Source organism: Flavobacterium sangjuense (genome assembly GCF_004797125.1).
Lineage (GTDB): Bacteria > Bacteroidota > Bacteroidia > Flavobacteriales > Flavobacteriaceae > Flavobacterium > Flavobacterium sangjuense.
Genome location: NZ_CP038810.1, coordinates 2713684 through 2728998, shown reverse-complemented (window position 1 = coordinate 2728998; position 15315 = coordinate 2713684). Strand labels below are relative to the sequence as shown.

Sequence of the window (15315 nt, the reverse complement as noted above, 5' to 3'; positions counted from 1 at the left end):
TTGAGTACATATTTGATTACAATTCGAATTTTTACCCAATCATACTTTAAATGTGATTCATTAACTCAAAGAAAATATAGATGAAAGCACTCCGGAACCTTTGAGATTATTGAAGTATTTGCAAGGGTTAGTGTTGAGTGGTTTTGATTAGGGGTAGTTATAGGGTAACCTAACTTTTTTGAATTTAAATCTTTCGGAGTACATATTTTCATATAGAGCCTTAAAATATCCTAAAAACCAAAATTTATCTTAAGCCTAACATCCTTAAAAGATCATTCGATTCCTCAATAATCCATTGATCATTTTCGATTAGTCTAGTGATTAGTTTTTCAGCAGCACCAACAAATAAATTCTTGTCAAGCCCAGAAAGATATGTGTTTTTCCATAAGCTCAAGTGGTTGGTTGTCGATATTTCTCTGGGTAAGCCGTTTGGGATTAATAGTTTAATCTCAGGCAATTTCTGTTTTACTGCCTCGAAAATTTTTAAACCATCATAATCCCAATCTCCTGAATAATATATTGGCAATCCTCTAGCATCAATGTGATCAAGTTTAGCAATGTTTTTTCCTCCGGCATACCATAATTCAATATTATTTGCCCGCGGTAAAGTTGGTCGTTTAAGAAAATCTAGATTTTCACATAATACAATTCTTTCAGGTGCTTTACACCCGAGTACATAAAGGTATTGCTGGTCCTTATCGTTAGCCAATGATTCTATTTGCAAAATCTGCTTGACCGCACCAACCAGTGACAACTTGCCTTCCAAATATTTTTCATCCCGAAAAAACATTTGCGAGACTCCTCGCACCGTTTCTTCGTTGGAGATAATTTGGTCTCTTATCACTTCAAGTTCCCTATTTTTCATCCGATCATCTAAGTCCATAAGCACATTAATATCACTCTCGTGGAAACGTGTCTGAGGTTTGAGTAAATTATTTGATTTTAGAAAATTTAAATAATTATTATAATTTAAAAGAAATTTCATCTGATAAAGAGTATCAAAACCTTCAAGCTTTACAATATCATCTTTGAATTCTCCAAGCTCTTTTGTGTTCTTGATAAGATGTCGAACATCAGGATTATCAATGAGTGAAATCTTTTTTTTTGTTTTTCCTGTTTCGTAAATTTCGTTAAGCGATTTCAATACTGTCCAGTTCATAGCAAAGAATTTGTTAGAAATTGGTCCAAAGAGGTGGAATCGGTATTAGTTTTAAAATAACTGTTGGAAATAGGGAAATTGATGTCATTATCCTCAAGACCAGGTATAAGATGGTGTAAAATCCAACTCCCATCAGAGACTGAACCATATGGTTTTGGTGTCATAGTTATGATTTGATACCCATGCTCTTTAGCCAAATCGGGAAATGTACTGAAGTTGGTTGCATCAAGGTTTGCTGTTTCCTCCAATATAATAAATCGTAATCCTTTACGTGTGCTAGTTTGTACTTTAGATAACCTGCCTATTCCAAGTAAAACAACTGCAGCATAGGTTTCTCCAGTACTTCCAGGTGTTTCTTTATCACCATTTTCATTTTCAAGTTTTGCTTCAAGGTTGAAATAAGTCTTTGGATCGAGTAGTTCCCCAAAGTTGATTTTACGCCGATAACCTGTTGCTTTTCTAAAAAAATCTTCCACGAAATCTTCAACTGTAATATCTGAAAATGGCAGCTCACCCGTTTTATGAGCTGCTGTGCTGTAATTCTGTAATTGATAAATCCAGTCGATTGAAAAATCCTTCTGTTGTACAAAGTGGATTTGAAAATAGTGTTTTTTGCTTATTTTTGTTCCTTTGAAAAAGGTATTTAGGTCTCTTACAGTTTTTCTATAATGCTCATATTTATCTTTCGTTTGCATAAATATCTTCAACATTGTCTCGAAAATGGCGTCTACAATGCTTAACCTAACACGATTTAATTCTCGGACATTTTCCCCAATATTGTCCAGATACTTGATCTTAGGGCCGAGTAGTGCTTGTTCTAAAAAATGAAAGCTGAACTTTTCATCACGAATTTGTTCTTTAATCTCAATATTGCTATTTGCAGCATCATCAAATTTTGATGCCGTTAGTTTATATTCACTGGTATAATTCCCCCAAAGTTTTCTATACGAATCGGCAAAAGTTTCCGTCTCTTCTTGGGCGGAAATAACCAGATAGTCAGTTGTTGAAAAATCTTCATCTGTATAAATTTTGTAGAAATCTAACCATGTGGAATCATATTTCTCGACAGCAATTTCAAGATTTTTGTGATCTCCTTCATTAGCTGAAATTTTTATTGGAATTAGCTCATCTTTTAGTGACATTATTCTCGATTCCTCTTTGGCTATCTGTGTCATGCAGAATGTAATGTTGTTTGTCTTTATTTCAATCCATTTATCGTAATAATCTGAATTTCCTCGTTCTGTAATCTGAGCAGAAAGCTTGAGCTCATCCTGTTTTTCTTTGAGCTGATTTATCTCGGCTGTTATTGTTTCAATGCGTATTCCTAAGTTAGCAATCAATTGAGCTGTTCTCTCAAATTGCTGAAATGCAGTATAGTCTTTTAGTTGCGAATCCAATTGATAATCGTTCTGGATAATTTTTTTATCGAAAGATTGTCCTTTCTCGAATTTCTCCAGCTCTAACAATTGTCTTTCGTGCCCCGATATAACTGATTCAATTTCTGCCTGCCTTTTGGCAAAAGCCTCAGCTAATTTTCCCGGATCGTTAAGTAGAGGCGATTGATTTAGCTTTGGTATAAAACGGTTGAGATGTCCAGTCTTTAACCAGTATCCTAAAGCGAGATTATCTGTTGTGATATTGTTTTCACTAATCAAGTCAAGATTTTCTGTATAATCGTCTAGATTCTGTGGGTCTTTGGGTTTGCCCCATGAAGTAGATAAAAGATGGAAGAGTACTGCTTCCTGCATCTCAGTTAAGGGCTGGTTTTGCTCCAAAACTTTTGAAAATAAGCTGTCTTTTTTATTATGTTTAATTAGGGCAAGAATTTCTTTATTTCGTTTAATCTCTTGGCAAAAATCGTTTTGACAATCTTGAATTATTTTTTTCTGTTGGGTTACCTTATCATTCATGGCTTTAAGGGAATGATATTTATCAAACACAACCTTAAATTCTTCTATCCTCTTAAGCAATTCTTCGGTATGGAATTCATTTATGCTTATGCCATTCTTTTCAATTTGTCCAACATCTGGAGCTTTGCAGTTAGCAAGTTTATCCCTTTCAATCACCAAGTTGTCAATGCTTTGCTGATATTCCATGAATTTTCTTAGGGCTAAGTTTGTTTTCTTTAGTTTTGTAATGTCGTCCTCCATCTGGTAAAGTACTGCTTTCAAGCGAGGAGAACGCTTCTCTAGATTTTGTAATTCTTCCTGATAACTCAAAAGGATTTGTTGTCCAGAATCATGTTTTAACTGAAGAGTTTTGATATGTTTTTCTCCAAAACGAATGCAATAACCCAAATAAGCCAAGTGCGAGACTTTTGCTCTCTCTTCCATTTGTTTTAGTTCTGCTAAGAGCAATTGTTTACCTTCCAGCTGAGCGATTTCACTTTCAAGATTTTTGTAATCAAAAAGTTGTTTTTCAAGTTCAGTTTTGTGGATAGCGAACATTTCGTGATAATCCTTTTCGGATTCTTCGAAAAGAAAATCCTTAAGATTCTGCGAATTCTTTATGTTGAGTGATTTAGCCCTTGAGAACGATTGAATTATTTTTGCAAATGATTTCAGGTTGCTTTTAATACTAAGATTTATTGAAAGTATTTCCTTTTTGTACAAAAAAGAATAATAGCGGTCCTTGTCTTCATTATGTACAAAATATTGAAGGCAGAGTGAATGCCTGTCTCTAAAATGCCTTGTGAGTTCTTCAATCCCAAGAAATTGTCCCTCGTGTATAAATGTTTTATGGGAAGGAAGTTTTGTAGCGGGGAATGATAATTGTTCAATAGATTTATCAAGATTAAGATCTTTCAAAATGATAAAAGGTTTGAGTCTCTTACTTCTTTTATTGGGAATACAAACACCAATAGTGACAAAAGCATCTTTTTCCACCTCAATATTCATAAATGCATACGCTTCATTTGTGTCTTTTGGAAGCGTATAGGCACTCCTTCCTTCCTTGTCCATACTTTCTGTTCCGAATTCTATCAAATGGTCATCAGAGATAAATATCAATTGAATTAAATCGGCGAGTATTGATTTACCTACTCCATTGTTACCGGTAAAGTCGGTCCTTTCAGGATGGAATAGATAATCCTGATTATAATGTTTAACAATTCCTACTGTGGAGAGTGAGTATATTTTTGGATAATTCATTTTCCTGATTGTTTTTTATATGCCCTAACAAATTCTTCAAAATGTACTAACTCTTTCTCATAAAGTTTTGCGAAACGATGTATACTTTCCCTAATGCAGAACGATAATATCTCTTGGCCTTGGATAGGAACACGTGAAATCCAACCCAAAATCTCAAATTCCCTAAGGCATCTTACTATATTTTTCTTTACTACTAACCATTCTGCCTCGGAATAAAATTCACGTTCTTCTTCAAAAAACATTGATTTTAGCAGACTGCTGTATTCGGAATCGTTAATTTGTTGTTCAATATCGGACAAATGGATGATTTTCTGATGATCGAAATATTTATCATAATAAGTTTTCAATAGCAAAATACCCATAACAATATTTAAAGGAGAGAGTTCTCGATACCTTTCCTGTTTTGAAAGTTTTCCTTTGCCTTGATCTGAAAAATCAAGATAATAATAAACTTCATTGCCACTTACATCACGCTTCAGTTCCAATCCATAAAGAGAACTATAGTAAAATCGCAATTCAATTTCTTTATCTTGCAATAGTTGATAAAGATAAAATGCATCCATTTGTATATGAGCTCCTCTTAGGAGTTCAATATTGAGGTCCCCAAAATGATTTTGAGCTGACTCCTCTGCTAAGAAGGAAAAATCTACTTTTGAATTATGTTCGTCTGCCATGAGTATATCTTGGTTTTAGTTGATTCTTTCAGCAATTTAGGGTCAATGACCAACCTGTATTCGTCGGAGTGGTGTGCAAAAATTAATAATTCGTAGCTAACATTCAGCGCTATCTCTATATCTTGATCGCGTTCTAGAATAAGGTGAAATTGTTGAGTAAAATCCATTTCTTTTTCTTTTGAAAGTAATTCCTTGTAATGGCTCACAAGTGCAGTAATTCGCTGTTGCTGTGAAATTTCTTTTTCAATTTTTTCTTTTTCTGATTGTTGGTATGGCCCGTCCACTGACACATTTTGAACCATTTTTTTTATAGGAAAAAATGTCTCTACATAGGGCACAGCCGTGTATTTAAAGGATTCGCTCGGAATCGTTTTGATAGGAAATTCTACTGGTAAAATTGGTCCCTCTTTGTGATATTGGCATTCTGACAATACTAATTCCATAAAACGTTTTATGTTAATCTTGTAATTGCTTTGATAACGGAAATTATGCTGCAGGTCGTTGAGTTTATTACTGGCAAAAACAATTTTTTCCCTTAGCTGACCTATTTTTGAATCGATAACGATAAAAAAATTTCTAACCTCTTTATGTATTGAAACTGATTTATTATAGTCTTGTAACAACTGCTTATACTGACTTTGAATATCTGGTGTTATCCTATCAACGTTGTCAGAGATATCGTAAAAATGGGTCACTACCTTGTCAATCTCCCTTTCAAGATTATTACCTAGACGAAGTGTATCACGAATTTCTTCTGTCTTTTCAGTCAGGCCTTTGAATATCTCTGTAAATTTTGAGATTGTTTGCAGGATATCGCTATTTTCCTCATATAACAGTTGGTTGAGCTCTCTTATTGACTGATTAACGTCATCTTTTAACGCTTCAAGATGATCAATAATATTCTGTTTAGTAGTATTGTTAAATCCTTGCTGAAACCAACTTTCGAATTGATCAATAATCTGTATGTCCTTCGCTTGAAAATTGGTATACTTCTCAAAACTTTCTCGAAGAGGAAACTTTCTATATGGGTTGTTAAGTTTCTGATCAACCAAACTAATAAATTTCATAGCGTATTCAGTCAATTTGTAAGTGTGTTTTTGATCTGGTGGACGTTCTATAAAATTATTAAGTAAGTTCTTAAGTATAGCTTCAGAATGCGGCACTGCACCCAATGCAAATTCAGCTAGTTCTTTTACGGTTTGTTTAAAGTCATTGTATGAAAATTGCTCAGCTATTTCTTGTTCCTTAATCTTTTGATCTAACATAAATATAATCATGCCGTCCTCTTTGGAAGGAAGAAGGATATCATAGGATTGAAGAATATTTTGCAGATTTTGATTCATTTCTATTTTCTGAAAACAATTAAATAAGGTATGGTTTACTTGTTTATTTATTATTGAATAATCAATTAAAAATGAGTTGCATAATGCAACCCGAGTTTCCAAAGACTGAAGTGGTATTGTCTTAAATGAAATAATAAAACTTTATTATCTCAAAAGTAGGGAAAAAGTGTTAAAATAAACAAAGGCTATTTTTATATTTCAACTGAAAATTATTTTTTGTGGGTTATAGAGGTAAAATGATTATAGTGCCCATGCATTAAAAACAACTTAGGCTCTAATGCTTTTATTTATACCCGTTATAAAATCCTGAAAAAATGCCGGTAACGATAAAAATTGAATTCTGGCATTTTCATCAATTATGCAAATATCTTCAATTATGAGTGCTGTTAAATATATCGCCAATCTGGTTAAGGGATCTGTATATTTGTCTGAAATTGGTTTACTTCTTGTTTTTTCAAAATGTTCTATTGAAATAAAACCAGAATGTGAATGAACTGAGGAGTATTTATAAGCATTAATAAAAGCATCTGTTTTACAAATTTGCTCGACAAGCTCAATAATTTTCAAAGGTCTTATTTTGTTATTTTCAGCGATTGCGAATTTCCATAATGATTTTCGTTTTTCAGGATCATATATTTTTGCCAGTTCTGAAGGTTCTAATGAATTATAAAATGGATTTTTCTTTACTAATTCTAGCATTTCTGAAAGTTCCTGTTTGTCTTTTTCTTGAACCGGTTTTAGTTCAGGTAGGCTTTCATAGTCGATTTTGAACTTCTTTTTTTCAAACAGACCATCAATTTTCCATAGGTAAAATCGAAATTGTTTTTCATACTCTGATTTAGATTCAACAAAAATATGATTGAAAGTAATGTAAGTTTCTATCATTACTCTGAACACTGAATTTACAGTAAATAAATCGTAGCCTTTGATTTTAATCTTATCAGTAGAACCTTTGTGTTCAATAATTCCTTCTGATAAATGAAAAAATGACGACGAATGAATAGCAAATTTATCAATTAACAGATTCGAATAATTCATCCAACTTGGGACATTGGTTTGCTTTTTTCCATAGTAGACATGAGTCAGCGGACCTAATAATATGTGCTCATAAAATGTGAGCGGATTATGATACAATAGTTCATTGATGTCCATATGTTTTTGGTTAATAACCTTTATAAATGTATATTTAATCTAATCTTTGGACCATTTCATATTTAACGCCCACTTTGTATGACCTCCAATTTTATAAAGTAATTTTTGTGTTTTATTACAATGCCCTAAAGAATTTATTAATTCAGTGTCCGCCCATTTTATATAGTCTGTATCACCTTTTTCTAAAAGAGCTTCAAGTTCTTTTTTTTGTTTACTATTTGGAATTAAATCTAAAATATCATATTGTAATATCTCGTAACAATTCCACCCAGGAGTCCGTTTAATAGGAGTTGTTATTGTACCAACATAATTATAATTCACATATGGAAAATTTTCTCTTGAAAGGATTTTTCCTTTTCCATCAACCAATTCCTCATAAAATTCTCGCCAATGTGAAATCTCCCTGTCTTGTTTGGTATTGAACCAATCAAGAAATTTAATTGCTTTTTTTGCAGGTACAAATAAAGCATAATCATGTTTCATAAGGCCACTAGTTGCCAGTTTTATATCATCTTTAGCATCAAACTCTTTTCGTAATAAACTTTGAGTACTCTTCAGTCTTTTGTATTTACCACCCACAAGTTGATAATGAGGAAAATTTGAACTTTTAACTAATAGGTATTTATCATTGACTTTAATCCGATATAGGTATGACATTGAAAATCTTATATATTGATTGCTAAAACCCAAATATTTACACTTTAGCACTAAAAAGATTCTTTTCCAATTAATAATTAAATCATAAAAAGCATCTAAAATTAGTAAGTCAACCAACAAAAGAATTCCAGCTCCGATAATTTCCGGTTGTAAATTGTCGGATACAAAATAGTATCCGACAATTATCAATACTACACCTAAACAAAATTTAATTATATATCGCATCATATTATTTTTGGACTTGGTTGTATCTTGGTTATTGTTTCGCTTAAAATTTCGTAAGTTAAGGCTTTATCAGGAAACGAATTTGCTAAAGCCTCCGGTAAGACGCGTAATCTTATATCAGAGAAAGAATGTCCTAATCCATCATTTTGTTCTGGCCCAGTCAAATTAGCTAATGATTCTAACTGTTCTTTTGAAAAGTCAATTCCTTTTAAACCCATTTCAAATAATGCAATTCTTTCCTCTTTATCCGGTCTTTCAAATTCTAAAATTATTGCAGCTCTTCTTAGAATTGCTTCATCAAGAAAATGTAACCTGTTTGTAGACATAAATACAATAGCTCTACCATCCAATTCTCTAATTTCATCAATCTTTTGAATTAGTGTGTTTACTGCTGCTTTTTCTTCTTGATGCATTTGCATAGTTGAACGTGTTGTTGCAATTGCATCAGCCTCGTCAATGAGTAAAAATGCCAATCTTTTTTTACCAGCCTGAGTTTTTAATTCGGCAAATGCATCATTTACCAAATTTCCCATTTGACCATGTAAACCTTCACCACGCACCCTAGTACTCAGTTTTAGGAAATGGCCCTCTTTATTAAGCTCTCTTACCATTCTGTCAGCAATAGATTCTGCTGCAATTGTTTTTCCTGTACCGGCGTCTCCGGCTAAAATAATCAATGGATATTTATCTTTTATCTGATCAATTACAGGTAATTGAACATTATGAAATTTTTTACTCCAAGTTATTAATCCCTCTTGGTCTAGCAATAATTTAAGATTGGTGTAAATCCGATTAAATTTTTTTTCAAATCCAACTAGATTTTTTGTCTTTTCCTGTATTGAAGCACTAGGAAGAACCGTTGCGTTATCAAAGATTGAAGCCATTATTTAAAATTTGTTTTTTGCAGTTCATACCCTTTACTGGCATATAGTTGCGCGTTATTACTATTTAAATGCGGGAAGTTTGTATTTACATTGGATGAAACCCACCCAATTTTAAAAGAGTGGGTTTTCTGAAAACTATTTTGCTCAATAGCCGATAAATTATGCCACTTTGAAGTGTACGATAAAATGACTGATAAATTTGTATTACTTAAATTTTCCCAATCATTATTACTTCCAGCTCTTTCGCTTGATGTAGCGGTGCCATTTGAGTTTACAGTAAATTTTGCAGCTCTTATTGCTGTTCCGGTAGTCGTATTATTCAAGGTTATTGTAACCGTCTCTAAATAACCGTTTTCAGCAAGTTCAATAATATCATGGAATAAGTTATCCACGTATGCCATCGACCATTTATCTGTTCTTCTAGCAATCGTTCTGATGTCAGCCTCACAGCCTTCAAACGTTTTTCTTATATCGATTACGGTATAAGTTCCTGTTATTGTATTTGTTCCGTACATATTTTCCTTTTTTACTTAATATTAAAACTTGAACCGAAAACATGTTTCCATTCAGTCAAGGTATCTCCTTCATTTCGTTTGGACTGTGCAATATTCAAAGAATCAAACGCATCGGAAGCTTCATCAACAATTTCTTTCCACTTAGCATCAGTCATCCTTTTTGAGACATTATTTTCGTTATTGGTATCATCTCCAACATAAATACTTGATGTGTAATATGCCGGAACGGTATTAATTGCATTCTTAAAAGAAATTACCGGAAAACTGCGGCCACTCAGAAATTGAAAGAATCTAATTATTGCTTCTTCGATATTGCTTTCTACTCCATGATTTATATCCAGGTAGGCAACTATCAATTCGACAACATAAGAAGATAATCCTGGCTCATCATCTGTTGGTTTTAGTTCCTTTTCATTCCTCCACCATTTTAGAGCCCTAACAATACTAGTGTAAGAAGGATTGTTTTTTCTGTTGTTTACAGAGAAATCTAACTGTTTTGAAATACTTGTTATGTATTTTGAACCTCCTCTTCTAGAAGGTTGCCAAACATATTCAGCAGGTGAAGAAATTGGAACCACAGGAACAATATCCACCTCTAAGCCAGAACCGCTAAAAATAATTGTAATAGATTTAGTGTTTCCCTTCGCATCAACTACTTTTCTTATATCTTTTTGGGGATAGATTTCTTCCAGATAAGTAATGATGTATTCGAAAAGTTTGTTTAAATCATTTTGAATGTTATCATCACCGCCAACAAATAAAACCAAATCAATATCTATTGGATAATCTCCGGTTGGTTTTAAAATCGTATGTTTTTTCCAAGAGCCCGCTAAAATATATTTAGTCACTTTTAATCCGTGACTGTCATCATTTTTAATTCTGTTCTCCAATTTTTCTTTAAGATTATTTATCTGAGTCCTATATTTTGGCATATCCTCAGGTTTTAGCTTAATTTTATCAACAAAGAACCCTAAATCGTCGTTTGTATATTTCATCTTATTAATTTTATGTTAAAAGTTTATTCAAATATTATTCCTTATATTGTAATCTGCCATACTGACATAACATCTTTATTTTAAGGAGCATTTATTTTATCTGTAAGTAATTTATTGATAATTATCATAGTTAGGCTCATTTTAATTTATAACTTTGTGTTCTACTATTACTACTAAAATCGTTACCACGGTTTTAGGTAGTATTATACAGAAGCAATACATGGCGTGGCAGAAATTACAAAATGAATCTACCGAAAATCTCATTGAATATATTCAATGGTCAAGCGATCCAGCTTATTCAAGCACGGCTGATGACGCTTTTATGGTATTTTGTTTTAGGTTTCAGCTTCAACTGTTAAAAAAATTAATTCCTATTTGTAAACAGTGGAATTTAGATCAAGATTATACTGTTCAACTTGGAGAAAAGGTATTCGATAGATTTAGAAAATACGCAGGAAGTTTTAATAAGGATAAGTGTAATAAAGAAATTGACACCTGTGTTCTTTTTTTTCTTTTTAGAATTGCGCAGAATCTTCTGCCAGGTTTTAAAAATGAAATACTTGGAAATGATTTAAGCCCTTATATAGGTGATGAAGAAATTATAAAAGATTTTCCAGATATGGAGCAATCTAATATGCAGCCTTCAAAACTAAGAGAATTAAAAAGAATTCAAGAGATTATACAAAATGCACTTGACAGATTATCGCCTAAACATAAAATAATTTATTTAACGTACAAGATGCATGAAAAAGACGGTTATAAGCTTCCGAGGAAATTACTTGAAAGTTTAAGAAGCGAACTTGATTTATCTCAGGCAACTATTAGAAGCTATAAAAAAGATTCATTTGATATTGTGGACACTTATTTGAAATTATATGGCTCAAAGTAAAAAACATATAACACCAGAAAATGTTACCGAATGGTTAGCGTCAACCGGATTTCTTTTTCCAAGAAATGAAGTTGAGTTGTCTAGGTTCGAGACGCTTTTTGGACATATTGACTATGGTTTAACCGGATTAGAAATTGACCCAGCAAAAATCATTAGAGGAGAGGAAAGCCCAAAAAGTATTCAGATTCCCGAATCTGTAAAACCTGAAGAGCTTACGGAATATAGAATGGTTGCTCGTAATGGGAGTAAGTTGCCAGAACATATTTTGAATAAAATAAAGAATAATCAAAACAATTCCAAAAAAAATGGTGATACCAAATCATCGGATTAATGAAATAGAAAAACTTGCAGAATTTATAGCGAGTGACTTTTCAAATGGAAATCTTACTCTTTTGGAAGAAATCGCAAAGGACGAGGATGTTTCACATTATTTCGACCATTATGAAGATGCTTTTGATGGAATGTTACTTTACGACACTGAAGATTTAAATTTCCATATACATATAAATATCGATAATGGGAATAATCAATTCTCCAAACGGGGTCGCTACACTTTTGCACATGAATTAGGGCATTTTTTCATTGAGCAGCATAGGCTAGGATTAAAATATGGTTTACTTGAACCTCATGCCTCCTTTCATAATATCAATCAGAAAAATTTAATGGAACTAGAAGCAGATTATTTTGCCAGTGTTTTATTAATGCCAAGGGAGAAATTCAGAAATGTTTCAGGAGGTAAAAACTTTTCATTTGATACCATTTTTAAATTGTCGGAAGCATTTCAAACTAGTATCATTGCTACATTGATTAGATTCAGTAAGATTGGGACTCATGAAATTTTTGCAGTTATCTCGCAAGATAATATTGCAAAATGGTTTTTACGAAGTGATGATTTTCCGCAATGGCCATTTAAATTTAAAGTGGGAGGTGCTTTACCAAGAACTACTGTAGCCAGTGAATTTTTCACAACAGTCGATAGTAAGCACACTGCTATTCAAGAACTTTCATCTGATGATTGGTTTTATCCATTTGACAATGATAATCGTGCTAATAGAACAATGTATGAACAATGTTTTTATTCAGATAATTACAGTTATGTGATTAGCCTTTTATGGTTTAAATAACGGACTATTCTTTTCCTATTTTTCCAACCAATATTTTTTAAATAGCTCTTTTAAATATTTATATATCTTAATTGGTTAAAAATAAAAGTGTATTTTTCAAGTTACTAGTTGAATTTACTTTCTTTTATTTAATTTATTCTTTTGTTGTATTACAATATATTTGCCTGTTTTGGCAGCATTGAATTTAATAAAATAAAGTCGTCTTAGTATTTGTAAATGACTTTTTACTGTTGCACTTGATTTTTCTGTTCCTCTCATTATATGATTCATAGACACACCTTCAGGATTAGATGCTATTATTTTTACAGCTTCACTTAGAGCATCATTAATAGAATGTGTAGAAACTATTATTTAATAAATTCAAAAACATATTTTGTCAATAAATGCGTTTTATTTTCGATCTCTAGCTTAGTATATATATTAACGATATTCTCTAAGTGTTCCCGACTTTTGCACGCCACATATTTTTTTGATAAATGAAAAATTGTTAAGTCTTTTTGAATATAAAAAAGAGGACTTAATATAGATTTTTCGGCTCCTCTTTTGCAAATAAAGGTTTCTTTTGAACTCAGTGGGAATATAAAATCCTCGAGCATTTTAAAATCAGAGTTTTGGGATTCAATAATGGGACAATCTCCCAGTAATGCAGGATATCCGTCGTGTGAAACTAAAAAACAATTTTTATGGATTTCAGAAACTGTTTCTTCATTAATTAGAGGTTGTATGGGTAAAAGCAGACGCTTTGTTTCTTTTATGATTTCGAGATCGTTGATTCTATTTATTTCATCAGTGCTAATTTTTGTGGCAGGATCTATATGGCGAAAGGCAAAACCTAAATTTTCAATAGGAACTCCTTTTACCAAGTCATAAAAATTATCATCTACTTTAGGTATTCTCCATTTCATTAATGAAACTAAAAAAAGCATCAGTGTCTGTTCTCTTCCTGTCATTGTTAATGTTGATAGGATTTTTTCTAATGTCTTGGCTAATAAATCATCAACATCCCTATACATTTTCTCTATGTTATCTCCGGGTGTTCCATTGATATCAAACAGATTCCTTTCCCAATCGAAAAATATTGCTTTTGGGCTTTGTTTACTTTTTAAGATCCTTTTTTCTTCTTTGTTATAAACCCATAATTTGTTGTCGTCATCGCTGAAATTCTTTATCAAAAATTGTGGGATGTAATGGTGTCTTTTTGATGTTTCCATTTTATCTTTATTTGCGAGTATGCTTAGTCTTATACATGCCTCATCATCTCATACAAAAGATACAGTTTACTAAATTCCTTAAGTACAGTAGACGAAATATTCTCTGTAGAAAGTCTTTTGTCCTGCAAATGAATGTTACAGCCAATGATGAAGTATTGTTCCAGTGTTTCTTTATTAGTCTCTTTAACCAAGTCAGCAGGAGTCTTGAAATTTTGTATAGCAGGAGCATCAGGTACATTAATCCAATATTCGTTCCCTAGTTTTTTTAAAGCGTCGAAAAATTTTTGCTGAAAAACTTTGTTTTGCATTTGCTGCCTGAAATGTTCCCTGTCTTTCCTGCTGCCATTGTTTCTACCCAAAACTAACCATATCCCTATATCATCTTCATGGATTATTACCTGCATCCGAATGTTATTGATAAAGGAATCCGGCTTATTTATTGACTTATCTTTTGTTGTATATGTTTTTAAGTGATTTAATGATTTTCCGTAATGCAACCACATTGCATTAATATAGTTCCCGCTCCAGGGATTAAAGAAATGCCTACTGACTATTTCTCTGGATTGATGATGACTATACAAGTCTGATAATCCGTAAGCTTTAAACTGAGGGTAGATCAGTTGATGTAATTTGAGGAATTTTTCCCTGACTTCCCGCCTGATTTTTTTAATGTCAGGAGTATTAACACGGTGGTATCTACCATTAAATATTTCATGCTGATTTTTTGAAAAAAACATTTCTCCGTCATTAAAAAAACCTGCTTTTATATTGTTAATCTCTCTTTCAATTTCCTTAGCCTTACCCGCTGCCTTTTTAAATTTGATTTTATATTCGTTGATAAATTTTTGATCGATCATGTGACCTTTTAAATATAGGTTTTTGAACCATACTAACAATTTCTGACATTCTGCTACATCATTAATTTGAAAATTCATTTCAACATTTTTTTCCAAACCCCAATTTGTCGTATTGGATGACCCAATAAAGGCGGTAAAAGAATTATCTGTTTTTTGAATTAAATACACTTTTGGATGAAAAGTATATTTTGTTTCATAAACCCGGGCATTTAGATTGGTATCAGTATAAATAGCTTCAAATACTTTTGGGTCAGTAGCAAGATCAATCCCTATTAAATAATTTTGGCTTGCCTCTTTTGGTAGATTTTGCTGCAGAAATAACCAACCTTTATAACTAATCATTGCGGAAGCTACCCATATAGATTTTGCGTTGACCAACTCCTTTTTAATGCTCTCCTTAACGTTGGAATGTATAATCATGTTTTTTGGGATTTATAATTTTTGATAAAGACTTTTCCTCATACACAATCAAAGATATGTA

At 32.3% G+C, this 15315-nt stretch carries 14 protein-coding genes; 3 read left to right on the top strand and 11 right to left on the bottom strand.

Annotation, left to right across the window (positions count from 1 at the left end; translation table 11 throughout):
* Nucleotides 1-244 precede the first annotated feature (244 nt).
* From GS03_RS11875 to GS03_RS11835, 9 genes are all read right to left on the bottom strand, one after another.
* Nucleotides 245-1159 carry a Wadjet anti-phage system protein JetD domain-containing protein gene (locus GS03_RS11875; protein ID WP_136152760.1) on the bottom strand — a complete coding sequence of 305 codons (915 nt, stop codon included), beginning with the start codon at nt 1157-1159 and terminating at the stop codon, nt 245-247.
* Nucleotides 1156-4308, bottom strand: coding sequence for a hypothetical protein (locus GS03_RS11870; protein ID WP_136152759.1), 3153 nt, complete (start codon nt 4306-4308; stop codon nt 1156-1158). The genes GS03_RS11875 and GS03_RS11870 overlap by 4 nt, the downstream gene beginning before the upstream one ends.
* Nucleotides 4305-4982: a condensin complex protein MksE gene (locus GS03_RS11865; RefSeq protein WP_136152758.1), complete on the bottom strand. Its 678-nt coding sequence runs from the start codon at nt 4980-4982 to the stop codon at nt 4305-4307. Before GS03_RS11865 ends, GS03_RS11870 begins: the two co-directional genes overlap by 4 nt.
* Nucleotides 4955-6325, bottom strand: coding sequence for a hypothetical protein (locus tag GS03_RS11860; protein ID WP_136152757.1), 1371 nt, complete (start codon nt 6323-6325; stop codon nt 4955-4957). The genes GS03_RS11865 and GS03_RS11860 overlap by 28 nt, the downstream gene beginning before the upstream one ends.
* A gap of 267 nt (nt 6326-6592) precedes the next feature.
* Nucleotides 6593-7477: a DUF5677 domain-containing protein gene (locus GS03_RS11855; protein ID WP_246034080.1), complete on the bottom strand. Its 885-nt coding sequence runs from the start codon at nt 7475-7477 to the stop codon at nt 6593-6595.
* A gap of 39 nt (nt 7478-7516) precedes the next feature.
* The gene (locus tag GS03_RS11850) at nt 7517-8362 is read right to left on the bottom strand and encodes an SMODS-associated NUDIX domain-containing protein (RefSeq protein ID WP_136152756.1); all 846 of its coding nucleotides are present in this window, start codon (nt 8360-8362) and stop codon (nt 7517-7519) included.
* The gene (locus GS03_RS11845; protein WP_136152755.1) at nt 8359-9243 is read right to left on the bottom strand and encodes an AAA family ATPase; all 885 of its coding nucleotides are present in this window, start codon (nt 9241-9243) and stop codon (nt 8359-8361) included. Before GS03_RS11845 ends, GS03_RS11850 begins: the two co-directional genes overlap by 4 nt.
* The gene (locus GS03_RS11840) at nt 9243-9758 is read right to left on the bottom strand and encodes an HORMA-1 domain-containing protein (protein WP_136152754.1); all 516 of its coding nucleotides are present in this window, start codon (nt 9756-9758) and stop codon (nt 9243-9245) included. Before GS03_RS11840 ends, GS03_RS11845 begins: the two co-directional genes overlap by 1 nt.
* Nucleotides 9759-9769: 11 nt before the next feature.
* A complete protein-coding gene (locus GS03_RS11835) occupies nt 9770-10753 on the bottom strand; it encodes a CBASS oligonucleotide cyclase (protein ID WP_136152753.1) in 984 nt (327 codons plus the stop codon).
* A gap of 220 nt (nt 10754-10973) precedes the next feature.
* Here GS03_RS11835 and GS03_RS11830 point away from each other — a divergent pair, with 220 nt between their 5' ends.
* The 3 genes from GS03_RS11830 to GS03_RS11820 are packed head-to-tail and all read left to right on the top strand — an operon-like array spanning nt 10974 to nt 12766.
* Nucleotides 10974-11642 (top strand): hypothetical protein, encoded by a 669-nt coding sequence (locus tag GS03_RS11830; RefSeq protein ID WP_136152752.1) that lies wholly within the window; start codon nt 10974-10976, stop codon nt 11640-11642.
* Complete coding sequence (locus GS03_RS11825) at nt 11629-11973, top strand: hypothetical protein (RefSeq protein ID WP_136152751.1); 345 nt, start codon at nt 11629-11631, stop codon at nt 11971-11973. Before GS03_RS11830 ends, GS03_RS11825 begins: the two co-directional genes overlap by 14 nt.
* Nucleotides 11948-12766 carry an ImmA/IrrE family metallo-endopeptidase gene (locus GS03_RS11820; protein ID WP_136152750.1) on the top strand — a complete coding sequence of 273 codons (819 nt, stop codon included), beginning with the start codon at nt 11948-11950 and terminating at the stop codon, nt 12764-12766. Before GS03_RS11825 ends, GS03_RS11820 begins: the two co-directional genes overlap by 26 nt.
* 347 nt (nt 12767-13113) lie before the next feature.
* Here the strand turns inward: GS03_RS11820 and GS03_RS11815 are convergent, their stop codons facing one another.
* The gene (locus GS03_RS11815) at nt 13114-13977 is read right to left on the bottom strand and encodes a DUF4238 domain-containing protein (protein WP_136152749.1); all 864 of its coding nucleotides are present in this window, start codon (nt 13975-13977) and stop codon (nt 13114-13116) included.
* Nucleotides 13978-14006: 29 nt separating this feature from the next.
* Nucleotides 14007-15254, bottom strand: coding sequence for a phospholipase D-like domain-containing protein (locus tag GS03_RS11810; RefSeq protein WP_136152748.1), 1248 nt, complete (start codon nt 15252-15254; stop codon nt 14007-14009).
* Nucleotides 15255-15315: the final 61 nt, after the last annotated feature.